This is a genomic window from uncultured Methylobacterium sp., from assembly GCF_964251405.1.
Lineage (GTDB): Bacteria > Pseudomonadota > Alphaproteobacteria > Rhizobiales > Beijerinckiaceae > Methylobacterium.
Genome location: NZ_CAXUJR010000007.1, coordinates 11856 through 35044, shown reverse-complemented (window position 1 = coordinate 35044; position 23189 = coordinate 11856). Strand labels below are relative to the sequence as shown.

Here is a 23189-nt window from a genome sequence, read left to right as displayed (position 1 = left end):
CTTGGCGCGTCGGTAACACCGTGGCGCACTGGCGTTTGGCGGCGGCGCGGTTACATGGAACCTTGGAGCGTCGCCGGATGACACCTCGGCCGGCCGTTGCGTTGAAAGGAACCGCGCCCTTGGTCATGACCCGCGACGACGTGCTCAAGGCGCTCTCCGCCGTCACCGTCGATGCCGGCGGGACGACGCTGTCGGCCTCCGGCCGACTCTCGCAGGTCGTGGTCGATCCGACCAACCGGGTGATGTTCTCGATCCTGATCGATCCGAGCGAGGCCGAGCGCTTCGAGCCCATCCGCCGCCAGGCAGAGGGCACGGTCCTGGCGATACCGGGCGTCTCAGGTGTCTTCGCGAGCCTCACCTCCGAGCGTGGGCCGAACCAGCCCGCCTCGGCGCAGGCGCCCTCCCCGCCCGCAGCGGGCCGTGCCGCTCCGCCGCGCACGGGCCCTGCACTCCCCGGTGTCCGCCACATCGTCGCCGTCGCCTCCGGCAAGGGCGGCGTCGGCAAGTCGACGACCGCCTGCAACCTCGCCCTGGCGCTGTCCGCACAGGGTCTGAAGGTCGGCCTCCTCGACGCAGACATCTACGGCCCCTCGGTGCCGAAGCTGTTCGGGCTGTCGGGCAAGCCGCGGGTCATCGAGGAGCGGCTGCTCGCCCCCATGGACGGCTACGGCATCAAGGTGATGTCGATCGGGTTCCTGATCGAGCCCGAGACGGCGATGATCTGGCGCGGGCCGATGGTGCAGTCGGCGATCACCCAGATGCTGCGCGAAGTCGCCTGGGGCGAGCTCGACATCCTCGTCGTCGACATGCCGCCGGGCACCGGCGACGCCCAGCTCACGATGGCGCAGGCGACGCCGCTCTCGGGCGCCGTCATCGTCTCGACGCCACAGGACCTCGCTCTCATCGACGCGCGCCGCGGCGTCACCATGTTCCGCAAGGTCGCGGTGCCGATCCTCGGCGTGATCGAGAACATGGCGACCTTCGTCTGCCCGAATTGCGGCCATGCCTCGCACATCTTCGGCCATGGCGGCGCCAGGGCCGAGGCCGAGCGCCTCGGCGTGCCATTCCTCGGCGAGATCCCCCTCAACATGACGATCCGCGAGACCTCCGATGCCGGGAGGCCGGTGGTGGCGATCGATCCGGACGGCCCCCAGGCGAAGGTCTACCGGGAGATCGCCGCTCAGCTCTGGAAGAACCTCGCCGGTGCTCCCGCGAACCGCGCCGCACCGCGCATCGTGATCGAGTAGCCTCGATGCCGGTCCTCGGCGTCATCCTGGCCGGCGGGCTGTCGCGGCGGATGGGCGGAGGCGACAAGCCGCTCCTGCGTCTCGGTGGACGCACGCTGCTCGACCGCGTCCACGAGCGCTTCGCCGCGCAATGCGCGGCGGGCGTGATCCTCAACGCGAACGGCGATCCGGAGCGGTTCGCGGCGTTTCCCGGCCCGATCGTGCCCGATGGAGTGCCGGGGCATCCTGGGCCCCTCGCTGGCATCCTGGCGGCCCTCGACCATGCCGCGGAATGTCATCCGAACGTGGCCTACGTCGCGAGCGTCACGGGTGACGCGCCTTTCCTGCCCGACGATCTGGTGCAGCGCCTCGGCGACGCCGTCTCGGGCGGGCGCCTCGAGAACGATCGCACGATCGCGGTCGCATCCTCGGGCGGCCGGCAGCATTTCACGATGGCGTTGTGGTCGCTGGCGTTGCGAAACGACCTGAGGGCGGCGCTCGTCGAGCGCGACGAGCGCCGGGTCGGTGCCTATCTGGCCCGGCACGGCGCGGTCGCGGTGGAGTGGGCGGCCGCGCCGATCGACCCGTTCCTCAACGTCAACACCCCCGAGGAGCTGGAGGCTGCCGAAGCGCTGCTGCTGTCGCGGGAAGGCTAGCCGGGGCACCGGAAACCGGTCGTCAGGCGGGCGGGAGGTTGCCCAAGGCGCCGCGGCGGCGCCAGCGAGGATAGAGGATGCCGATGGCGAGCCCGCTCAGCACCAGGAGCGCCGCCCCGATCTTCCAGAGCGGCAGTGGTTCACCGAACCAGAACGCGGACGCCGCCAGGCCGATCACCGGTACCAGAAGCGAGATCGGCGTGATCAGGGCGGTAGGATGGCGCGCCAGCAGCCACCCCCAGATGGCGTAGCCGAACATCACGTTGCCGACCGACTGCCAGAGGACGGCGCCCCAGGTGACGGCGTCCGCGCGAAGGAGGCCGTCGCGGATGGCGTCCCAGCCCTCGATCGCGACGGACAGCGCGAGAAGCGGCGGCGTGGAGAACAGGCCGGCCCAGACCACGTAGGACAGCATGTTCGGGGCGCCGCTGCGCTTGGCGACGATGTTGCCGCCGGCCCAGCCCATGGCGGCGAAGGTCACGAGTGCCAACCCGAGCGGCGTCGTGGTCGTATCCGTATGGAGGGCGATGATTCCGATTCCGGTGGCCGCCAGGGCCAGGGCCGCCCATTGGTAGCCCCGGACCCGCTCGCCCATCATCGCGACGGAGAGGCCGATGGTGAAGAAGACCTGAACCTGGATCACCAGCGAGGCGAGACCCGGCGAGATGTCGCCGCGCAGCGCGACGAAGAGCACGCCGAACTGCCCGACACCGATCAGGAGGCCGTAGGCGGCCAGATTCTGCCAGGGCACGCGCGGGCGCGGCAGCAGGAAGACGGCAGGAATGGCCGCGAAGAGGAACCGCAGGGCCGCGAACAGCAGCGGCGGCAGGTGATCCAGCCCGATCCGGATCACCACGAAATTAGTGCCCCACACCGCCACCACCGCGAAGGCGAGGAGGAGGTCGCGAAGGGGAAGCGTCGCGGCGAGCATCGGGTCGCTTTCACAGGTCGCCGGAACACGAAAGGCTCAGGCCCGCCACCGGGCCGGAACGAAAGGGAGCGCCCGAGCCGTGCACGGACGCTCCCCGACCGAGGTCTCGATGCTGGCTCAGGCGGTCCCGACCGTCACCTTCACGATCTTGTCCGGCGAGCGCGGCGGCTCGCCCTTGTTGAGGGTGTCGACCACGTCCATCCCCTCCACGACCTTGCCCCAGACCGTATATTGCTTGTCGAGGAAGCGCGCGTCGTTGAAGCAGATGAAGAACTGCGAGTTGGCCGAGTGCGGGAAGTTCGTCCGCGCCATCGAGCAGGTGCCTCGCACGTGCGGCTCGGCGTTGAACTCGGAGTTCAGGTCGGGTAGCTCCGAGCCCCCCGAGCCGGTGCCGGTCGGGTCGCCAGTCTGGGCCATGAAGCCGTCGATGACACGGTGGAACGGCACGCCGTCATAGAAGCCCTGCGCGGCCAGCGTCTTCAGGCGCTCGACGTGGTTGGGGGCGAGGTCCGGCCGAAGGCCGATCACGACGCGGCCCTTGGTGGTCTCGAGGGTGAGGGTCTCGGTATCAGCCATGGTCAAACTCCCTGTCCTTTAGGACCTTCATAGATGAAACGGAGCGCGATGGGGCGCCCCGCGATGGCGCCGCCGAGCCCCGGCGTGATCCCGGCCGGGGTGCAGCGGCGGATGGCGTCGCGGGCGGCGTCGGCGAGCAGTTGGAACGCCTTGCTGTCCGTCGGCTGCGTGGCGAAGGTGATGCGCGGCTCGCCGATGACCGAGCCGTCCCGGCGCAGGGCGAAGCGGGCGGTGACTTCCGTGCGCTCCAGCCGCGCGAGTCCCGCTGGCGATCTCCAGCAGGCCGCCAGCCTGGTATAGAGAGCCCGCAGGGTTTCGATGGGCCTGCCGTCGTCCTGTTCGGCCGGAACCTGAACGGTGCCGCGCAGGGTCGTCGGCAGGGATAGCGGCGGACCCAGCCCGTAGGGAGCGGCGGTCGGACCCGTCGTCCCGAGGCCGATCAGGGCGCCGGCGAGGAGGATGGACGCGATGGACCGCCCTCCGTGGCCGTCAGGATCCGCCATGCCGCGGCCCTCGCGCTACTTCGCCCCTTGAGCGAGCTTCATCGTCACGATCTTGTCGGGGTTCTGCACCGCACCACCGGGCGCGCCGGGCGCGGCCTTCTTGATCTTGTCGACGACGTCCATCCCCGAGGTCACAACGCCGACCACGGTATACTGGCCGTCCAGGAACGAAGCGTCGCCGAGGCAGATGAAGAACTGGGAATTCGCGGAGTTCGGCGAGCCCGAGCGGGCCATGCCGACCGTGCCGCGCTTGAACGGGGCCTGGGAGAACTCGGCCGGGATATTGGGCAGTTTCGAACCGCCGGTGCCGTTGCCGGCCGGATCGCCGGTCTGGGCCATGAAGCCGTCCATCACGCGGTGGAACTTGAGGCCGTCGTAGAAGCCCTGGCGGATCAGCGTCTTGAGCTGCGCCGCGTGCTTGGGCGCGATCTCGGGGCGCAGTTCGATGGTGACGCGGCCATCCTTGGTCTCGAGATAGACCGTGTTGTCCTCCGCCGCGAAGGCAGCCGGCACGGTGCCGAGATACGATGCGATCACGAGGGCTGCAACGGCGACGCGGCGCGTCAGAGAGGTGCGGGACATCATGGGCAGGCGTTCTCCGGGGATGGTGTCGGGCGGGTGATTCAGGCTTTGCGGAAGCGGGCGGCGAGGCGCTCCGCGACCGCCGCGGGGACGAAGGGGGCGACGTCGCCGCCCATCGCCGCGATCTGGCGCACGAGGGTGGCGGTGATCGGCCGGACGCCGGTGGAGGCCGGCAGGAACACGGTCTGCACCTCGGGCGCCATGGTGCCGTTCATGCCCGCGAGCTGCATCTCGTAGTCGAGATCGGTGCCGTCGCGCAGCCCCCTGATGAACAGGGTCGCCCGATGGCGGCGGGCGGCCGTGACCGCGAGGTCGTCGAAGGAGGTGATCTCGAGCCGGGTGCCCTCCGCATCGGCGAGCGGCGAGCACGTCGCCTGCAGAAGCTCGGCCCGCTCGTCGGGCGAGAACAGCGGAGCCTTGCCCGGATGAACGCCGATGGCGATCACGAGGTGCTGCACGAGTCGGCAGGCCTGACGGACGACGTCGAGGTGACCGTTCGTGACCGGGTCGAAGGACCCAGCATAGAGCGCGGTGCGGATCATCGTGAGGCGGCGTAGAGCATTTCGCCCGGAAACGAAACCTCGCCGCCGCCGATCATCCGTAAGGGTGCCGAGTTCGAACGAAAACGGCCGCCCCATTGAGGAACGGCCGCGCGTTTGTGCTGTGCCGGCCTACGCCGAGGCGCAGACCGGCACGGGATCCTTTCATGGGATCCTAGTACGAGCCGAACTTGTAGTTCAGGCCAGCGCGGGCGATGCTGCCCTCGGTGGAGAAGCGCGAGTTGTAGCCGAGGCCCGGCTGAACCGGCAGCGAGCCGGTATTCGCCACGAGGAGCGTGCGGGCGCCGAGATCGTAGCGCAGGTATTCGGCCTTGATCGTCACGGCGCTGGACTTGAAGAAGTTCAGGAAGGAATCGGTCGGGAGGGCGTACTCGATGCCGCCGCCGTAGACGTAGCCGGTCTCCATGGTGGAGCGCGAACCGGCATAAGCCACCGGGGCATTGGTCTGGAACGCCACGCTGCTGGTCACGTCGCCGTAGGCGAAGCCGCCGGTGCCGTAGAACAGGACGCGATCGAAGGCGTAGCCGACCCGGCCGCGAACCGTGCCGAGATAGGAGAGCTCGGAGCGGAAGGTGTTGGTCAGTGTCGAGAGAGGAAGCGCGCGCGGGACCGAGTTCACGCTGGTGGCCTGGAGATCGGTGTACTGCGCATCGGCTTCAATACCGACCACCAAGCCGCTGCCCGGGGTGAACTGGTAGTTGTATCCGATCTGACCGCCGCCGGTGAAGCCTTCCTGCTTCACGTCGATGGTGCCAGGGCGCAGGTTGTTGATCACGTTGTTCTGAAGGTTGGCGCCGTTCGGGCTGCCCAGGTTGTTGATGCCCGTCGTGCGAACGCGGTCGTTTTCGCTGAACGCGTATCCGGCGTTGATACCGAAGTAGGCGCCCGTCCAGGTGAAGACCGGGACCGGAACGAAGACCGGCGGAGCCGCGCGGCGCGGAAGGTCGGCGGCGGCGGCGGTGCCGGCCATCAGGGCCAGAGAGGCGCCGGCGAGGAAGATCTTCTTGAGCACGGGGGCAGTCCTTCGGAGAGGCTGTTTCACTGCCAGCAGACTTAGCCGTTCCGCGCCCCGGCGCCTATGACTTCACAGCAACACCCAACCGAAGGATGAGTTTCGCACGATTCATTTTTGCACACGTTTGAAAGAACTTCGTCATCCCCCAGGCGGCGATTTCCGTCCGCCTGCGGGATCGATCCGACCGGTCAGACAGCCTCGTCGCCGGTCTCGTCCTCGCCCTCGATATGCTCTACCGAAACCACGCGCTCGGTCTTCTCGGTGTTGAACACCGTGACCCCCTGCGAGGCGCGGCCGACGATGCGGATGTCGTCCACGGGCACGCGGATGAGCTGGCCCGCATCGGTGACCAGCATGATCTGGTCGGAGGGCTGCACCGGGAAGGACGCCACGAGGCTGCCGTTGCGGGGGTTCACCCGCATGGCGGCGATGCCCTTCCCACCGCGTCCCGAGGTCCGGTACTCGAAGGAGGAGCTGCGCTTGCCGAAGCCGCGCTCCGACAGGGTGAGCACGAATTGCTGGGCCGCGCCCATCTCGGCGTAGCGCTCCTGGGAGAGGAGCGGCGCATCGCTGGCGACCTCCTCGGAATCGGCATCGCCGCCTTCGGCGGTGGTGTCGCCGATCACGGCCCGCTGCATCTTGAGGAAGGCGACCCGCTCCTCGGGCGAGGCGTCGAAGCTGTTGAGGATCGTCATCGAGATGACGCGATCGTCCTTGGCCAGGGAGATGCCGCGCACGCCGGTGGAATCGCGGCCCTTGAAGACGCGAACGTCCTCGATGGCGAAGCGGATGCACTGACCGTCCTTGGTGGTGAGCAGCACGTTCTGGTCGGCGCGGCAGATCTCGACATGAACGATGTGGTCGCCCTCATCGAGCTTCATCGCGATCTTGCCGGCGCGGTTCACCTGCACGAAGTCGGAGAGCTTGTTGCGCCTCACGCCGCCCGATGCGGTGGCGAACATCACGTCCAGCGTCTCCCAGGAGGCCTCGTCCTCGGGCAGCGGCATGATCGTGGTGACGCGCTCGGTGCCCGCATCCATCGCCAGGATGTTGACGAGCGCCTTGCCGCGCGCCGTCGGCGCCGCCATCGGCAGGCGCCAGACCTTCTCCTTGTAGACCTGGCCCATGTTGGTGAAGAACAAGACCGGCGTGTGGGTGCTGGCCACGAACAGCCGCGTGACGAAATCCTCGTCGCGGGTCGACATGCCGGACCGGCCCTTGCCGCCGCGATGCTGCGCCCGGTAGGTCGAGAGCGGCACCCGCTTGACGTAGCCGGCGTGGGACACGGTGACGACCATGTCCTCGCGCTGGATCAGGTCCTCGTCCTCGACGTTCGAATCCCAGTCGAGGATCACGGTCCGGCGAGGCGTCGCGAAGGATTCCCGCACCTCGGCGAGCTCGTCCTTGACGATGGTCATGATGCGCAGGCGCGAGCGCAGGATGTCGAGATAGTCGGCGATCTCGTCGGCGAGCTTCTTCAGCTCGTCGCCGATCTCGTCGCGGCCGAGCGCGGTGAGGCGCTGCAGGCGCAGGTCGAGGATCGCGCGGGCCTGCACCTCGGAGAGGCGGTATGAGCCGTCGGCATTGACCCGGTGGCGGGGGTCGTCGACGAGGGCGATCAGCGGTGCGATGTCGTGGGCCGGCCAGTCGCGGCCCATCAGGGCCTCGCGGGCGGTGTTGGGGTCGGGCGAGGTCCGGATCAGGCGGATCACCTCGTCGATGTTGGCGACCGCGATGGCCAGCCCGCACAAGACGTGCGCCCGCTCGCGCGCCTTGTTCAGCATGAACTTGGTGCGGCGGGAGACGACCTCCTCGCGGAAGTCGACGAAGGCCTGGAGGAGGTCCTTCAGGTTCATCAATTCGGGGCGGCCGCCGTTGAGCGCCACCATGTTGCAGCCGAACGACGATTGCAGAGGCGTGAAGCGGTAGAGCTGGTTCAGGACGACGTCCGCCATGGCGTCGCGCTTGATCTCGACGACGATGCGCATGCCGTCGCGGTCGGATTCGTCGCGCAGGTCCGAGATGCCCTCGACGCGCTTCTCCTTCACCAGCTCGGCGATCTTCTCCATCAGCGTCGCCTTGTTCACCTGATACGGGATCTCGGTGAAGATCAGCGCCTCGCGCTCCTTGCGCAGCTCCTCGACGTGGGACTTCGCCCGCATGATGATCGAGCCGCGCCCCGTGGCGTAGGCTTGACGCGTGCCGGCGCGCCCCAGGATCGAGCCGCCGGTGGGGAAGTCGGGACCGGGCACGATCTCGGTAAGCCCCTCGATGTCGATGGCCGGATCGTCGATCAGCGCGACGCAGGCGTCGATGAGCTCTCCCAGGTTGTGGGGCGGGATGTTGGTCGCCATCCCGACCGCGATACCGCCAGCGCCGTTGGCCAGCAGGTTGGGGAAGCGGGCCGGGAGGACCTTCGGCTCCTCGCGCGACTCGTCGTAGTTCGGCTGGAAGTCGACGGTGTTCTTGTCGATGTCGGCCAGAAGCGCGTTGGCGGGCTTGGCCAGACGCGATTCGGTGTAGCGCATGGCGGCGGGCGGATCGCCGTCGACGGAGCCGAAATTGCCCTGCCCGTCGATGAGCATCAGGCGCATCGAGAAATCTTGCGCCATGCGGACGAGGGCGTCGTAGATCGATTGGTCGCCGTGCGGATGGTAGAGGCCGATGACGTCGCCGACGATGCGGGCCGACTTGACGTATTTGCGCTCGGGCAGGTGCCCGCTCTCGTAGGCCGAGAACAGGATGCGGCGGTGCACCGGCTTCAGGCCGTCGCGCGCATCGGGCAGGGCGCGGCTCACGATCACGCTCATGGCGTAATCGAGATAGGAGCGCTTCATCTCGTCGGTGATGGAAACGGGGCGGATGTCGCTGGCGGGCGGCGGCGTGCCTGAACCCGGAATGTCGTTCTCTGCCAAGGTTTTGGATCTCTACTTGAAACTGGCCCGATGCCGCGTCGCCATCGGCCATCGCCGGTCTGGCGGACACGCGTCTCGCTAAGGCGAGCCGCGATGGTCTAAGCGTGCCATCGGATGCCGACCGCACGCCCCGTCGTCGTCCATTGCTATACGCCATCGGGCAGCGTCACGCCACCGCTACGTCACCCCCGGTCTCGACGGCAAAGGCGATGCGGGCCATGGACTTACCGCCGATCCCGTTCGTCGCGAGTTAGACCCGATCCTGCTCGGTCAGAAGTACCAGGCCGCGACCGCCGTCAGGCGCGCCTCGCGGCTGAAGACCGGGATGGCGACGAGCGTCGCCAGATCGGCTTTGACTAGGCTCGCCGAGATCACCGACGGCTCGTGCGTGAAGTCTGTGGTGATCACCGGCAAGCCCGTGAGCAGGATGCGGCCGATGGTGCCGTCCTCCCGGGCGAGGCTCAACGGGCCGTAGGCGGCGGCGACGTCGCCCTCCACCTCGCAGAGCCCGGCCTCGTAGGTCAGGTGCTCCCCGTCGGCTTCCGCCTTCCAGACCTCGAACCGCCGGGCGATGGGGGTGCCGAGCGCCGACAGGAAGGTCATCACCCAGTCGCGATAGCGATCGCCGTGGCAGGGCATGCCGAAGGCCGTGGTGCGGCCGATCTTGAGCGCCTCCGCCTTGCGCAGGAACCGGTGCGACCCGTAGGGCTCCCTGACCACGATGGGCCGGTCGCGCTCCCAGACCTCGCCAGGAAGCCCCTGCCCCTTGCCGAACTGGATGGCCTTCGAGTTCCGCTCGAAGAATTCGGCGTTGCCATAGTAGCCGTCCTGCACCTCCATGGCGCTCGACAGGGTCGGGTCGTTGCTCCAGACCTCGATGGCGCCGACCTTGTCGGCATCGTCGGCGCAGAAGAACGTCACCACCGCGCGCAGGACATCGCCGGCGAAGATCGGCAGCGCGAGGCCGCAGGTCAGGCCCGCGTCAGCGGCCGCAGCACCGCGCAGGAAGTACGAGTTCTGCAGGTCTTTCAGGACGACGGGGCGTCGCGTCGCCCAGGCCCGGCCCGGCAATCCCTCGCCATAGCCGAACACGGTCTGGTGGCTCTGTGCATGGAAACCATCGAGGCCGCCGTAGCTGCCGCTGCCGAATTCCAGCACCGTCGCGTCCTTCGAGGGAACCCAGACCTCGGTCACACGGATGAAAGATGCCATCGGATCGTTGCTCTCCCTTGGCCTGTACTGTTGGCCAGCTTCCAAGCAAGTTGCGAGCCGAGCAAGGAATCAGACGTGCCAGTCCACGGCCTCGGCCGACGCTTCGAGGAGGAAGACCTTGGTCGGCCCGATGCCCTTGAGGGCGACCTCGGTCAGGCTGCGGATCGCGAAGCGCTCGCGGAGGCGCCAATAGGCTGATTCCGAGATGAGGACGCCGCCCGGCGCGGCGGTGTTCTCAAGCCGGCTCGCAACGTTGACGGCCTCGCCCCAGCAATCGTAGGCCGGCCGCTTCGTGCCGATCACGCCCGCGACGACCGGCCCGACATGAAGGCCGACCCGGATGCTGATCGGAATGTCGAGGTCGGTCGAGAGCCGGGACACGCAGCCCTGCAGCGCCAACGCGAAGTTCGCCGCATCTTCGGCGTGGTTCGCGCTGCCCGCGGAGAGGCCGCCCACCGCCATGTAGGCGTCGCCGATCGTCTTGATGCGGTCGATCCCGTGCCGCTCGGCCTCGGCGTCGAAGCTGGAGAACAGACGGTTCAGCACTTCGATGATCTGGCGCGGGCTCATCCGGCGCGACAGTTCGGTGAACCCCACGAGATCGGCGAAGACGATGCTGACCTCCCCATGCGCATCCGCGATGATCGTTTCCCCGGCCTGGATGCGCCGGACGATCTCTTCTGGCAGCATCGAGTGAAGCAGATCCTCGACCCGCTGGCGCGACGTCCGAAGCTGTCGTTCGGTGCGAAATTGCAGGCGCGCCGCCCGCTCGCGGGTCACCGCAGAGAACAGGCCGAGGCTCACCGCCGCCCCGATGCACATGCTATTGAGGAAGAACAGGCCAGGTCGGCCGCCGGTGGCGAACAGGATCTCGCAAACGGCGAACGAGCCCCAGGACATGAGGCAGAACGCCAGCAGGTACAGGATGCGCATCTGCAGGAGCGAGAATACGAACAGGATGATGACGATCAATCCTGCGGCGCCGAAGTCGAACCCGTTGGTGAGCACGACGCAGATGATCGACAGGCCGATGCTCGGAACGGTGGTGTAGACGAGAAGGATGGTCTCGAGACGTTCACGGACGAAGTCGAGGTTCAGCGAGGCGGCGCCGGCCCACAGGACGCAGACGACGATGAACGCCCGGATCGCATGCGCGACGTCGGCATGGACCGGATCGACAATCCGGTCCCACAAGAAGAACACATAGTAGACGAAGCCGCCGAGGATCATGGCGGCCTGGAGATACCGCCAGCGCGCCGTGACGAACTCGTTCCGGAACGCCCGCTCCTCGCTCCGGTCGCCGAAGCGGAGGCCGACTTGCGTGAGCCAGCGCATCGAACCCCTCGGTCCCTTGCACGCCCGGAGGCGGACGCTCCTACCTCTTCGCCAGTGGAGCGAGCCGGCGCCCAGGCGGCGCCGGTTCGTCTCACCGTGACGATGCTGCTTCCTAGAACGGGATGTCGTCGTCGAGATCGTAGTTCGGCTTCGTACCGCCGCCGCTCGCGCCGCCCGAGGGTTTCCGGTCTCCGCCTCCGGAGGCGCGGCCCCCGCCGAAGTCGCCGCCCCGGTCACCACCGCGGTCCGAACCGCCCCGTCCGCCGAAATCGCCGCCGCGGCTGATCTGGCCGCCACCCTCTTCGTCGACGCCCATCTCGCCCCCGCCGCGTCCGTCGAGAAGGGTCAACTCACCGCGGAAACGCTGCAGAACGACCTCGGTCGTGTACTTCTCGACCCCTGACTGGTCGGCCCATTTGCGGGTCTGGAGCTGGCCCTCGATGTAGACCTTCGAACCCTTGCGCAGGTACTGCTCGGCGACGCGGGCAAGGTTCTCGTTGTAGATCACCACCGAGTGCCACTCGGTCTTCTCCTTGCGCTCGCCGGACATCTTGTCCTTCCAGGACTCAGACGTCGCGATGCGCAGGTTGACCACTGGGTCGCCTGAGGCGAGCCGTCGCGTCTCGGGATCGCGCCCGAGATTGCCCACCAAGATCACCTTGTTGACGCTGCCGGCCATGACATTCTCTCCTACCGATCGATCTCACTGGCGGTGATGCAGCTTCGAGGCCCGTCGTCCCGTCCACCACCGCGGCCCCTGTCTTGAGCCTTCATCGCACCGGGGACAATCAGCCGGCACTTGGTTGTCCAACGCGCACCGTCGATATCCCCGACGATTTTGTTCTACATATGTTCTCATTTTCGATCAAGGGAGAACTCCCATTCCTGATCGTATCGCCGTCTGGATGACGCCGTACTAGACGTGCGGCCGCCGGGCTTTCCGAGGGCGAAACCACTGAACCGGCTGCCACGGGACGGTTGGCACGATGCTTCGAGCGGCCGATGCTGTGTCATAGGCCGGAGATTGGGCGATGGAACGCAGAGTGAGCCTCTTCCGGAATGTTCGGAGACAGGCCGTGCGCATTCCGCGAGATTTCGAGCTGCCCGGGCGCACGGCGATCATCCGTCGAGAGGGTAACCGGCTGATCCTCGAGGCCGCGCCGGCAGACTCGCTGCTGAGCGCCCTCGAAGGCCTGCCGCCCCTGCCGGCCGAGGACTGGTTCGACGTGATCGCGGAACTGCCGATCGAGCCCGTCGATCTGTGAGGCGATATCTGCTGGACACCAACATCGTGTCACATCTCAACACCGATCGCGGCGAAAGCCGGGTTCTCGCGCGGATTGCAGAAGTCGGAGAGGACCGCGTCTGCACGAGCATCATCGTCGCGGCGGAGATCCGCTACGGCGTCGCCATGAAGGGGTCGGCTCGGTTGCGCGACGCGGCCGACCGGGTTCTCACCCGGCTTGCCATCCTTCCCGTCGAAATGCCCGTCGACGATTCCCATGGGACCGTTCGATCGGATCGCGAACGGCGTGGCTTGATGATCGGGCCGAACGACCTGCTGATCGCATCGCAGTGCCTGTCGCTTGGCCTGATCCTGGTGACGAACAACACGAGGGAGTTCGCGCGTGTCGCGGGCCTCGCGGTGGAAGACTGGCTCAGCTGATCCCGCCGGAATGCCACGGTTCGAGGATTCGCTACGACACACTGACCAGCAGCTTGCCGAAGTTGCGTCCCTTCAGCAGTCCGACGAAGGCCTCCGGCGCCTTCTCCAGCCCCTCGACGATGTCCTCGCGGTGCTTGACGCGTCCCTCTTCGAGCCATCCGCCGACCTCCGTGAGGAAGGCGGATTCCTGGTCGGCGAAGTCCCACACGATGAATCCCTGGATGTGCAGGCGCTTCGTGAGCACGGCCCGCATCAGGAGCGGAGAGCGGTCGGGTCCCGGCGGCAGGTCGGTGAGGCTGTAGCCTGAGACGAGCCCGCAGACGGGGATGCGTGCGAAGTCGTTGAGGAGCGGCAGCACGGCATCGAAGACCGCGCCGCCGACATTCTCGAAATAGACGTCGATGCCGTCCGGGCAGGCGGCCGCCAGAGCGCCCGGCAGATCTGGGCCGCGGTGGTCGATGGCCGCGGCGAAACCCAGTTCATCGCGGAGGAAGGCGCATTTCTCCGGTCCGCCGGCGATGCCGACGGCGCGTGCACCCTTGAGCTTGGCGATCTGACCGACCAGGGAGCCGACCGGGCCGGTCGCGGCGGCAACGACGACGGTCTCGCCGGCTTTGGGACGACCGATATTGAGGAGCCCGGTATAGGCGGTCATGCCCGGCATCCCGAGGATGCCGAGCGCCGTGGTCATGGGGGCGGCCGCCGGATCGAGCCGGCGCAGGCCCTTGCCGTCCGAGACCGAATAGTCCTGCCAGCCCCCGAATGCGGTGACCACGCTGCCGGGCTGAAAATCGGGGTTCTGCGAGGCCACAACCTCGCTCACGGTGCCGCCCACCATGGTCTCGCCGATTTCGACCGGCTTGGCGTAGGATTTCGTCGCGCTCATCCGCCCGCGCATGTAGGGGTCGAGGGAGAGATAGCGGTTGCGCAGCAGAACCTCGCCGGCCTTCGGGGTCGGCGCCCGCGCCTCTTCCATGCGGAAATGCGCCGGGGTCGGCTCCCCGTGGGGACGGGAGGCGAGGACGATGCGGCGGTTGACGTCGGCCATGGATACCTTTCGAAGGATGGACACCTTTCGGGGAATGGGCACTTTCGCAGATCGTGTACGTTCACCACTTGGAAAACGGCATGGGAGCGGGATCGATCCGGACGCGGGGTCTGATCGACCGGATCTCGGAGCAGTTCATGGCGCGAAAGCGGATGGCGGTGGGCGTTGCCGTCGTGGCGACCGGCCTGACCGGGATCGTGGCGCTGGCTGCCGAGCGCGATCCGCTCTCGCGGTATCGCTGGACCTCGCGCATCCTGGTGATCTCGGCGCCGAGCGCCTCCGACTCTTCGGCGCAGGCACAAAGAGTCATCGCCGCGGCAGCCGGATCCGGCATGGGCGAGCGCGACCTCGTCACGGTGGAAGCCTACGGAGACGATGCGCCGGCCACGGCGCTGCGGCGCAAGCTCGATCTTCCCGGCCTTACGTTCCGGGCCGTACTCATCGGTAAGGACGGCGGAGCCAAGCTCGTTTCTGCCGAACCGATTCCCGCATCGACCCTGTTCTCGACGATCGATGCGATGCCGATGCGCCGTGACGAGATGCGGCGCTGAATGAAGAAGTGGTCGCAAGAGGGGCCGCTTTTGGCGGCCCCTCCGTCGTCACGAGTGGTCAGCCGATCAGTAGCAGCGCTCGACCAGAACCCGGCGATAGCCGTACGGGGTCCAGCGTGTCCGCGGGACCGTGTAGCATTCACCGCCATAGCTGACGGGTGCGTAGCCGTAGCCGCCATAAGCAACGGGGGAATAGCCGTAGCCGTAGCCCGGATAGTAACCACCACCGTACAGACCGCCAGCTGCCAAGCCGAGACCAAGGCCGAGGCCGACCGCGCCGATACCGTAGCCGCGGCCATAGCCACGACCGCCGTAGAAGCCGCGACCGCCATAGAAGCCGCCGCGATAGCCACCGAACCCAGCACCGCGGAAACCACCGCCACCAAAGCCGTGCCCGCCAAAGCCGCCGCCCCGGAAGCCATATCCGCGGGCATCGGCCGTGTCCGGTATCATCGTCAGAGCGCCGACGATCACGGCGGAAGCGAGAAGAACTCGTTTCATCACATCATCTCCGAAAGACGTCCCGTCCCCCAACCGCTGAAACGCATGGTTCTCGGTAACGGTTCATGCATCATTTCGACCCAGCGTGTCGCGTGATCCTGCGACGGACGTGGCTTCCGGCCCGCCTCACGAGCCAAAGCGGGGGCGGTGGAGTCCCGATGCGATTGAGCGCGAGCGGCAGCCTTGCTATCGGGACATGGCCCGGCGGGAACGGGTGCCTCGGATTCGAATCCGGCGGCGCCCGACCCGTGCTGGCCGGAAACGTGAGCGCAGGACCTCGCCGATGATCCGACCAAGGCGCCAGAGCACGGGGGAATCGTTCTCCATGGCGATACGGTCCGTCGCCCCGAGGGATCGCCTCGCCCGAAGGCTCGTGCTCGTGGGGGCATGCGCGCTCGGCCTCACGATGGCGTCCCGAGGCGCCAAGGCGGCCACGCCCTGTCGGCCGGTCCAGTCCGCGGGCGAGACCTTCACGGTCTGCACGGTGGACCTGAAGCGCGAGCGGGTGCGGCTGTTCTGGCTCGGCTCCGACGGCCTGCCCTACTCCTCGCTGTCGAGTCTGGCCGCCAAGCAGGGGCCGCAGCTCGGCTTTGCGATGAATGCCGGGATGTACGACACCGGCCAGGCTCCGGTCGGGCTCTATGTCGAGGAGGGCCGCGAGATGAAGGCCGTCTCGACCGCCAACGGCCCCGGCAACTTCCACCTGAAGCCCAACGGCATCTTCTACGTGAAGGGCGACCGCGCCGGCGTCGTCGAGACGGGTCGCTACCTCAAGGCCAACCCGAAGCCCGATTTCGCCACGCAGTCGGGCCCGATGCTGGTGGTGGACGGCAAGGTCCACCCCAAGATTTCCGCCGACGGCCCGAGCCAGAAGATCCGCAACGGCGTCGGCGTACGCGACGACGGCCGCACTGCGGTCTTCGCGATCTCGGAGCGCCCGGTGACCTTCGGGGCCTTCGCGCGCCTGTTCAAGGACGACCTCGGCTGCCGCAACGCCCTGTTCCTCGACGGAAGCGTATCGAGCCTCTACGCGCCGAGCCTCGGCCGCTCCGACCTCAGCCGGCCGCTCGGGCCGATGGTGGGGGCGGTGGCGCGGTGATCAGCGCTGGCCGTGCTGCGTGTCCTTGAACAGCGCCTTGAACTCCCGCGGCTGGCAGCGCCAGTACTGCTTCGGCGCGCGCACCTGCGCCCCGAGTTCGGCCGCGGCGTGCCAGGGCCAGCGCGGATCGTAGAGCAGAGCGCGCGCCAGCGAGACCGCGTCGGCCCTGCCCTCAGCGAGGACGGCCTCGGCCTGGGCGGGCTCGGTGATCAGCCCGACCGCGATCGTCGTGAGCCCGGTCTCGGCCTTGATGCGCTCGGCGAAGGGCACCTGGTAGCCCGGCGAGAGCACGATCTTCTGCTCGGTGGAGAGACCACCGGTGGAGACGTGGATCGCCGCCGTGCCACGGCGCTTGAGCGCGTGGGCCAGCTCGACGGTCTCATCGAGGCTCCAACCATCCTCGACCCAATCGGTGGCCGACACCCGCATCCAGACCGGTTTGCCGGCGGGAACCGCCTCCCGGACCGCCTCGAAACATTCGAGCGGGAAACGCATGCGGTTCTGCAGGCTCCCGCCATACTCGTCCGTGCGCCGATTCGAGAGCGGCGACAGGAACTGGTGCAGGAGGTAACCATGCGCCCCATGCAGCTCGAACCCGTCGATGCCGATGCTGAGCGCCCGGCGCGCGGTGGCGACGAAGCCGTCGCGGATGCGCTTCAAACCCTCGGCGTCCAGCGCATGCGGCGGCACCTCGCCGTCGCCGTGGGCGACAGCTGATGGGGCCTCCGTGCGCCAGCCGTCGGGAGCGTCCGGGGCGATCTGGGCGCCGCCGTCCCAGGGTGCCTGGCTCGAGGCCTTGCGGCCGGCATGGTTGATCTGGATCGCGATCGGGATCGGCGCGTAGCCGCGCACCGCGTCGAGGACACGCCCGAGTGCCCGCTCGGTCTCGTCGGAATAGAGCCCGAGATCGGTGGGCGAGATCCGACCCTCCGGTGACACCGCCGTCGCTTCCAGCGTGAGAAGCCCGGCCCCCGACATGGCCATCGCGCCGAGATGCATCAGGTGCCAGTCCCCGGCCTGACCGGCATGGGCCGAGTACTGGCACATCGGCGCCACGATGATGCGGTTGTCGAGGGTGAGATCGTCGAGGCGGAGGGGTTCGAACAGGCGAGCGGTCATGCGTGTCTCCGGTGAGGGCCGGCGGCTTAGATGGCGCAGGTGGCCGGCCGACGCCAGCGCGACGCACTCATGCCCCGATCCCCCTCTCCTTCAGGCTCTCCCCGATCTCGTCGAGGACGATCGCATCGTCGATCGTCGGCGGCATGGTCCAGGCCTCGCCGTCGGCGATCTTCTTCATGGTGCCGCGAAGGATCTTGCCCGAGCGCGTCTTGGGCAGCCGGGCCACGGTCAACGCGAGCTTGAACGTGGCGACCGGGCCGATGCGCTCGCGCACCAGGGCCACCAGTTCGCGCTCGATCTCGGCGGTGTCGCGGGCGACCCCCGATTTCAGAACCACGAAGCCGCACGGCTGCTCGCCCTTCAGCGCGTCGCGGATGCCGATGACGGCGCATTCGGCCACATCCGGGTGGGCCGCCAGCACCGCCTCCATGCCCCCCGTCGAGAGCCGATGACCGGCGACGTTGATGATGTCGTCGGTGCGCCCGAGCACGGTGACGTAGCCGTCCGCATCCACCACACCGGCATCCGAGGTGTCGTAGTAGCCCGGGAAGGTGGTGAGGTAGCTCTGATGGAAGCGTTCGTCGGAGCCCCAGAGGGTCGGCAGGCAGCCGGGCGGCAGGGGGAGCTTGAGGGCGATCGTGCCCATCGTGTCGGCGGGGACCGGCTTGCCGGCCTCGTCGAGGACGTGGAGGTCGTAGCCCGGCATCGGCATGCAGGTGCTGCCGTGCTTGACCGGCAGTTGGCCGATCCCCACCGGGTTGCCGGCAATGGCCCACCCGGTCTCGGTCTGCCACCAATGGTCGATCACCGGGCGATCGAGTGCCCGCTCGGCCCAGGCAACGGAATCCGGGTCGGCGCGCTCGCCGGCGAGGAACAGGGTGCGAAAGCCCGAGAGATCGTAGCCGCTCACCAACTCGGCCCGCGGGTCCTCCTTCTTCACGGCGCGCAGGGCCGTCGGGGCCGTGAACAGGCAGGCGATGCCGTACTCTGAGATCAGCCGCCAGAACGCCCCGGCATCGGGGGTGCCCACCGGCTTGCCCTCGTAGAGGACGGTGGTGCAGCCGTGCAGGAGCGGCGCGTAGACGATGTAGGAATGGCCGACCACCCAGCCGACGTCGGAGGCGCAGAGATACACCTCGCCGGGCCGCACGTCGTAGAGGTTGGGCATCGACCAGCTCAGCGCGACGCAATAGCCGCCGGTATCGCGCACGACACCCTTGGGCTTCCCCGTCGTCCCGGAGGTGTAGAGGATGTAGAGCGGGTCGGTGGCGGCCACCGCGACGCATGCGGCCTCGCGTCCGGCGGCCGTGGCCTCCGCGACCGCCTGCGCCCAGTCGCGGTCTCGTCCGGGGACGAGGTCGGCTTCGAGCTGGGGCCGCTGCAGGATCAGGCAGGCATCGGGTTTGTGCGCCGAGCCCGCGATCGCCGCGTCGAGGAGCGGCTTGTAGGGCACGATACGGGTCGGCTCGATGCCGCAGGAGGCCGCGAGGACGACCTTCGGCGTCGCATCCTCAATCCGCAGGCTGAGTTCGTTGGCGGCAAACCCGCCGAACACCACCGAATGCACCGCCCCGAGCCGCGCGCAGGCGAGCATCGCGAACAGGGCCTCGGGCACCATCGGCATGTAGATCACGACACGGTCGCCGCGGCCCACCCCGACATCCGCGAGCACGCCGGCCAGCGTCGCCACCGCGTCGCGCAAGGCGCCATAGGTGATTCGCCGCTTCTCGCCGGCGACGGGAGAATCATACAGGATCGCGGCCTGCTCGCCGCGACCGGCGGCGACGTGGCGGTCGACCGCGTTGTGGCAGGCGTTCAGCGTCGCGTCGGGAAACCAGCGGCCATAGACGCCGGAATCGGGGTCGAAGGCGCGGGTCGGGGGCGAGGCCCAGTCGATCGCGCCGGCCGCCTCCATCCAGAAAGTCTCCGGATCCGCGAGCGAGGCTGCGTGGAGGGCGGCGTAGCGGCTTCGCGCCAGCGGGTCCGTCGTCATGGCGTGGCACCTCTCACTCGGCCGGTCGTGGACGCCGGCTCGTACACTCACCGTATAGCGGGGCGACGCGAGGAGGGATGGCCGGGGTTCAAGAAAACTTGGGCCGACGAAATTGGGCCGACGAAAACTTGGGTCGAAGAAAACGTGAGCCAAAGAAAAACCGCCGCGCTGGGGACCAGCGGCGGCGGCGAACGCTTGAGACTGTACTGGGGTCGAGAACGGCCTAGTGGAGCGAGTCCGTCTTGAGCCGGTTCATCGAGTCCTTGAGTTGAAGCTTGCGTCTCTTGAGCTCTGCGATGCGCAGATCGTTCGCCGATGGGCTGTGGATGGCTTCGTGGATCTCTCGCTCCAGGGCTTCATGCTTGCGGGCGAGCTGGCTCAGATGTGTCTGCAGCGACATGGATTGGTCTCCTGTCATCGTTTCGACGATGACAGAGTGACACACCTTTCGCCGGCTGTCGAAGCGAAAGAGCGGCCGTGCTTGACGAGATCTTTCAACAGGATCGCGGCGCGGCAAGGCGATTGCCGAACCCAATTCAAGCGCCGGATCTTGCCCGTGGCACGGCCCTGCCGCATGGTCGAGGGTGTGGCCTTCGAGGACGTCGGACGTGATGCCGGATGAGTTTGGTGACGAGGCGAGGGTCGAGTACGAGGCTGAACTCCTGAGGCTCAAACAGGAGCACCGCGACCTCGACGGGGCCATCGACGCCCTCGAACTCGTGGTCGCGGGGGATCAGCTCCAGATCCAGCGCCTCAAGAAGCGCAAGCTCGGCCTGCGCGACCGCATCTCCTACCTCGAAGACCAGATCACGCCCGACATCATCGCCTGACCCGCCTTGCCGGGCCGGCATCCGGCGCGTATGCGCCAACGCCGGACGGGCGGGCTTTCGACCCCCCGATAGTAATGGATTCGAGACGATGGCCGGCCAGCCCCGGATCGCGATCATCATGGGAAGCCAGTCGGACTGGGCGACCATGCGCCATGCCGCCGAGACCCTCGACGCGCTCGGCCTCGACCATTCCGACAGGATCGTCTCGGCCCACCGCACCCCGGACCGGCTCGTGGCCTTCGCCAAGGGTGCCAAGGCGGCGGGGTTCAAGGTGGTGATCGCGGGCGCGGGCGGCGCGGCCCACCTGCCGGGCATGTGCGCCGCGATGACGCCGCTGCCGGTTCTCGGCGTACCGGTGGAATCGAAGGCCCTGTCCGGCCAGGACAGCCTGCTCTCCATCGTGCAGATGCCCGCCGGCATTCCCGTCGGCACGCTCGCCATCGGCCGGGCCGGCGCGATCAACGCGGCGCTGCTGGCGGCCGCCATCCTGGCGGTGTCCGACGAGGCGCTGGCGGAGCGGCTGGAAGCCTGGCGGACGGCGCAGAGCGCGGCCGTCGCGGAAGTCCCGGTCGGCGACGCACCATGACGCGGATCGTACCGGGCGCGACGCTGGGCATCATCGGCGGCGGCCAACTCGGCCGCATGATCGCGCTGGCCGCCGCGAATTATGGCCTCAAGGTCCACGTCTTCGCGCCGGACGCCGACAGTCCCGCCTTCGACGTGGCGGCAGCGACGACCGTGGCCGCCTACGCCGATGCCGACGCGCTGACCCGGTTCGCCAACAGCGTCGACGTCGTCACCTACGAGTTCGAGAACATCCCGCGCGAGACGGCGGACCGGCTGGCCGCACTCGCTCCCCTGCATCCGAGCGCGTCGGCGCTGGCGACGACGCAGGACCGGCTCGCCGAGAAGACCTTCATCAACGAACTCGGCATCCCGACGGCCCCCGTCCGCAGCGTCGACACCGCCGCCGACCTCGAAAGGGCGCTGGCCGAGATCGGCTGTCCGGCGGTGCTCAAGACCCGGCGGTTCGGCTACGACGGCAAGGGCCAGCGCATGCTCCGGTCCGGCGACACCACCGATCCGGCCGCGATCCTTGCCGAGTTCGCGGGCGCCCCCTGCATCCTCGAAGGCTTCGTCGCATTCGAGCGCGAGGTGTCGGTGGTGGCCGCCCGGGGCGCGGACGGGATGTTCGCGGCCTACGATCCCTGCGCCAACACCCATCGCGACCACATCCTCGCGATGACCCAGGTGCCGGCGCCGGGCATCGCGCCGGCCACGGCGGCGTCGGCAATCGACATCGCCCGCCGGATCGCCGAGGCGCTGGACTATGTCGGCGTGCTCGCCGTCGAGTTGTTCCTCGTCGCCGACCCGGCCGGGCCGGAGCGCGTGGTGGTCAACGAGATCGCTCCGCGCGTCCACAATTCCGGTCATTGGACCATCGAGGGGGCCCTGACCTCCCAGTTCGCCCAGCATGTCCGCGCCGTCTGCGGATGGCCGCTCGGCGATCCGTCGCGGGTCGGCGGCGTCGCCGTGGAGATGCACAACCTCATCGGCGACGAGGTGCTGGCCTGGGAGGCGATCCTCGCCGAGCCCGGCGCGCATCTCCATCTCTACGGCAAGGGCGAGGCTCGGAGCGGGCGCAAGATGGGCCACGTGACCCGCCTCCTCCTGCCCCCGTAAGCGGGTCCGACTGCGACGGCGAAGGCACACCGGTCGACCGATGAGACCCGTCGAGGCGCTATCGCGCCGCCTCCCGTCCACAGGTCACATCTTCGCCACACGCGGACGCTTCAGCGGAGGGGTGGCCGGCCTTTAAGCGCGTGTTCACCGACTTCGCAGATGGTCCGCCGGGTACCCGCCAAGCGCAGGATCGCGCCGCGACGGATGGCCCTCGGGCGGAGTCGGTGGGGCTGCTGCGACCGGGTCGGATGGGGTTGAGGCGGGAGGCGCGTGATGCGCGGCTCGCCGGGGGGAGCGGGCGATGACGGTTGTGATGCTGCGGGCATCGAAGGTGGGTCTGGCCGGGGCCTTGGCGCTGGCGGCTGCGGCCCTCGGCGGGTGCGAGACCTATGGCACCAGCGGCTCGACGCCGCGCCAGTTCGCGGTCCTCGAGGCGGACAAGACCGGGGCCACCACGGTGAACATCGCCTCCCTGAGCGAGGTGATCCAGCGCAACCCCAACGACGCCGCCGCCTACACCACCCGTGGGGCCGCCTATGCCCGCGCCGGGCAATTCGGCGATGCCATCGCCGATTTCACCAAGGCGATCCAGATCGATCCGAATTCCGGCTCGGCCTACAACAACCGGGCGCTCGCCTACCGCCAGACCGGACGCAACGACGCCGCTCTGGCCGACTTCTCGAAGGCCATTTCGGCCGAGCCGAACTACGCACCGGCCTATATCGGCCGCGCCAACGTGCTGAGGGCCCAGGGCGACCTCGACGGCGCCTCCTCCGACCTCAACCAGGCGATCCGGCTCGCCCCGGAATCGGCCGAGGCCTACCATGCCCGCGGCCTCGTGCGTCAGAAGCAGGGCCAGAACACCGGCGCCATCGCCGATTTCGACGCCGCCATCGACCGCAATCCCTTCGTGAGCGCGCCCTACGCCGCGCGTGGCCAGAGCCTCATCGCCACCAACCAGTTCGAGAAGGCGATCGAGGACTACAACGCCGCCCTCAACGTGAACAACAAGGACGCGACCTCCTGGGCCTATCGCGGTCTCGCCTACGAGAAGTCGGGGCGCCGCAAGGAGGCGATGGAGAACTACCAGCGCGCCGCCTCGCTTGAGCCTGGAAACCCCGTGGCGAGCCAGGGCCTGTCGCGGGTGCAGGGCGGGGTCGGATCGCTGTTCAACTGAGCGCGACGACC

25 protein-coding genes are annotated in these 23189 nt (G+C 68.2%); 10 read left to right on the top strand and 15 right to left on the bottom strand.

Annotated elements, in window-relative coordinates; all coding sequences use genetic code 11:
* The first annotated feature begins 119 nt into the window (after positions 1-119).
* Positions 120-1247 carry a P-loop NTPase gene (locus tag ACFE7U_RS02625; RefSeq protein WP_375408171.1) on the top strand — a complete coding sequence of 376 codons (1128 nt, stop codon included), beginning with the start codon at positions 120-122 and terminating at the stop codon, positions 1245-1247.
* A 5-nt stretch (positions 1248-1252) separates the two neighbouring features.
* The gene (gene mobA / locus ACFE7U_RS02620; protein WP_375408170.1) at positions 1253-1882 is read left to right on the top strand and encodes a molybdenum cofactor guanylyltransferase MobA; all 630 of its coding nucleotides are present in this window, start codon (positions 1253-1255) and stop codon (positions 1880-1882) included.
* 22 nt (positions 1883-1904) lie between these two features.
* On the opposite strand, the gene ACFE7U_RS02615 is transcribed toward mobA, so the two are convergent.
* The 10 genes from ACFE7U_RS02615 to ssb form a co-directional block, all read right to left on the bottom strand.
* Complete coding sequence (locus ACFE7U_RS02615; protein WP_375408169.1) at positions 1905-2813, bottom strand: EamA family transporter; 909 nt, start codon at positions 2811-2813, stop codon at positions 1905-1907.
* A 117-nt stretch (positions 2814-2930) separates the two neighbouring features.
* Complete coding sequence (locus ACFE7U_RS02610) at positions 2931-3389, bottom strand: peptidylprolyl isomerase (protein WP_375408168.1); 459 nt, start codon at positions 3387-3389, stop codon at positions 2931-2933.
* Positions 3390-3391: 2 nt separating this feature from the next.
* On the bottom strand, positions 3392-3892 hold the full coding sequence (locus tag ACFE7U_RS02605) for a hypothetical protein (RefSeq protein WP_375408167.1): 501 nt from the start codon (positions 3890-3892) through the stop codon (positions 3392-3394).
* Between the two features lie 15 nt (positions 3893-3907).
* Complete coding sequence (locus ACFE7U_RS02600) at positions 3908-4459, bottom strand: peptidylprolyl isomerase (protein WP_375408198.1); 552 nt, start codon at positions 4457-4459, stop codon at positions 3908-3910.
* A gap of 56 nt (positions 4460-4515) precedes the next feature.
* Positions 4516-5016, bottom strand: coding sequence for a pantetheine-phosphate adenylyltransferase (gene coaD / locus ACFE7U_RS02595; RefSeq protein ID WP_375408166.1), 501 nt, complete (start codon positions 5014-5016; stop codon positions 4516-4518).
* Positions 5017-5188: 172 nt separating this feature from the next.
* Positions 5189-6046, bottom strand: coding sequence for an outer membrane protein (locus ACFE7U_RS02590; protein ID WP_375408165.1), 858 nt, complete (start codon positions 6044-6046; stop codon positions 5189-5191).
* 191 nt (positions 6047-6237) lie between these two features.
* Complete coding sequence (gene gyrA, locus ACFE7U_RS02585) at positions 6238-8964, bottom strand: DNA gyrase subunit A (RefSeq protein WP_375408164.1); 2727 nt, start codon at positions 8962-8964, stop codon at positions 6238-6240.
* Positions 8965-9234: 270 nt separating this feature from the next.
* Positions 9235-10176 (bottom strand): GAF domain-containing protein, encoded by a 942-nt coding sequence (locus tag ACFE7U_RS02580; protein WP_375408163.1) that lies wholly within the window; start codon positions 10174-10176, stop codon positions 9235-9237.
* 69 nt (positions 10177-10245) lie between these two features.
* The gene (locus ACFE7U_RS02575; protein WP_375408162.1) at positions 10246-11511 is read right to left on the bottom strand and encodes an adenylate/guanylate cyclase domain-containing protein; all 1266 of its coding nucleotides are present in this window, start codon (positions 11509-11511) and stop codon (positions 10246-10248) included.
* A 112-nt stretch (positions 11512-11623) separates the two neighbouring features.
* Positions 11624-12190, bottom strand: a complete 567-nt coding sequence (gene ssb, locus ACFE7U_RS02570) for a single-stranded DNA-binding protein (RefSeq protein WP_375408161.1) — start codon at positions 12188-12190, stop codon at positions 11624-11626.
* Between the two features lie 397 nt (positions 12191-12587).
* Here ssb and ACFE7U_RS02565 point away from each other — a divergent pair, with 397 nt between their 5' ends.
* Together ACFE7U_RS02565 and ACFE7U_RS02560 are read left to right on the top strand one after the other, a co-directional pair.
* Complete coding sequence (locus ACFE7U_RS02565; protein ID WP_375408160.1) at positions 12588-12776, top strand: antitoxin; 189 nt, start codon at positions 12588-12590, stop codon at positions 12774-12776.
* Positions 12773-13177, top strand: coding sequence for a type II toxin-antitoxin system VapC family toxin (locus tag ACFE7U_RS02560; protein ID WP_375408159.1), 405 nt, complete (start codon positions 12773-12775; stop codon positions 13175-13177). Before ACFE7U_RS02565 ends, ACFE7U_RS02560 begins: the two co-directional genes overlap by 4 nt.
* A 31-nt stretch (positions 13178-13208) precedes the next feature.
* Here the strand turns inward: ACFE7U_RS02560 and ACFE7U_RS02555 are convergent, their stop codons facing one another.
* Complete coding sequence (locus ACFE7U_RS02555; RefSeq protein ID WP_375408158.1) at positions 13209-14225, bottom strand: NADP-dependent oxidoreductase; 1017 nt, start codon at positions 14223-14225, stop codon at positions 13209-13211.
* Positions 14226-14362: 137 nt separating this feature from the next.
* Here ACFE7U_RS02555 and ACFE7U_RS02550 point away from each other — a divergent pair, with 137 nt between their 5' ends.
* Positions 14363-14776 (top strand): DUF4174 domain-containing protein, encoded by a 414-nt coding sequence (locus ACFE7U_RS02550; protein ID WP_375408197.1) that lies wholly within the window; start codon positions 14363-14365, stop codon positions 14774-14776.
* 66 nt (positions 14777-14842) lie between these two features.
* Here the strand turns inward: ACFE7U_RS02550 and ACFE7U_RS02545 are convergent, their stop codons facing one another.
* Entirely contained in the window at positions 14843-15277 is a 435-nt protein-coding gene (locus ACFE7U_RS02545) for a hypothetical protein (protein WP_375408157.1), read from the bottom strand.
* A 406-nt stretch (positions 15278-15683) separates the two neighbouring features.
* Here ACFE7U_RS02545 and ACFE7U_RS02540 point away from each other — a divergent pair, with 406 nt between their 5' ends.
* Positions 15684-16376 carry a phosphodiester glycosidase family protein gene (locus ACFE7U_RS02540; RefSeq protein ID WP_375408196.1) on the top strand — a complete coding sequence of 231 codons (693 nt, stop codon included), beginning with the start codon at positions 15684-15686 and terminating at the stop codon, positions 16374-16376.
* On the opposite strand, the gene ACFE7U_RS02535 is transcribed toward ACFE7U_RS02540, so the two are convergent.
* The 3 genes from ACFE7U_RS02535 to ACFE7U_RS02525 form a co-directional block, all read right to left on the bottom strand.
* The gene (locus tag ACFE7U_RS02535) at positions 16377-17495 is read right to left on the bottom strand and encodes an NADH:flavin oxidoreductase/NADH oxidase (RefSeq protein WP_375408156.1); all 1119 of its coding nucleotides are present in this window, start codon (positions 17493-17495) and stop codon (positions 16377-16379) included.
* 67 nt (positions 17496-17562) lie between these two features.
* On the bottom strand, positions 17563-19488 hold the full coding sequence (locus tag ACFE7U_RS02530) for a propionyl-CoA synthetase (protein WP_375408155.1): 1926 nt from the start codon (positions 19486-19488) through the stop codon (positions 17563-17565).
* A gap of 223 nt (positions 19489-19711) precedes the next feature.
* Entirely contained in the window at positions 19712-19888 is a 177-nt protein-coding gene (locus ACFE7U_RS02525; RefSeq protein ID WP_375408154.1) for a YdcH family protein, read from the bottom strand.
* Positions 19889-20099: 211 nt separating this feature from the next.
* On the opposite strand from ACFE7U_RS02525, the gene ACFE7U_RS02520 reads away from it, so the two are divergent.
* The 4 genes from ACFE7U_RS02520 to ACFE7U_RS02505 all read left to right on the top strand — a co-directional run bounded on the left by ACFE7U_RS02520 (position 20100) and on the right by ACFE7U_RS02505 (position 23178).
* On the top strand, positions 20100-20318 hold the full coding sequence (locus ACFE7U_RS02520) for a YdcH family protein (protein ID WP_375408153.1): 219 nt from the start codon (positions 20100-20102) through the stop codon (positions 20316-20318).
* Between the two features lie 88 nt (positions 20319-20406).
* Entirely contained in the window at positions 20407-20904 is a 498-nt protein-coding gene (gene purE, locus ACFE7U_RS02515) for a 5-(carboxyamino)imidazole ribonucleotide mutase (RefSeq protein WP_375408152.1), read from the top strand.
* Positions 20901-22001 (top strand): 5-(carboxyamino)imidazole ribonucleotide synthase, encoded by a 1101-nt coding sequence (locus tag ACFE7U_RS02510; protein ID WP_375408151.1) that lies wholly within the window; start codon positions 20901-20903, stop codon positions 21999-22001. Before purE ends, ACFE7U_RS02510 begins: the two co-directional genes overlap by 4 nt.
* 301 nt (positions 22002-22302) lie before the next feature.
* Positions 22303-23178 (top strand): tetratricopeptide repeat protein, encoded by an 876-nt coding sequence (locus ACFE7U_RS02505; RefSeq protein WP_375408150.1) that lies wholly within the window; start codon positions 22303-22305, stop codon positions 23176-23178.
* Positions 23179-23189: the final 11 nt, after the last annotated feature.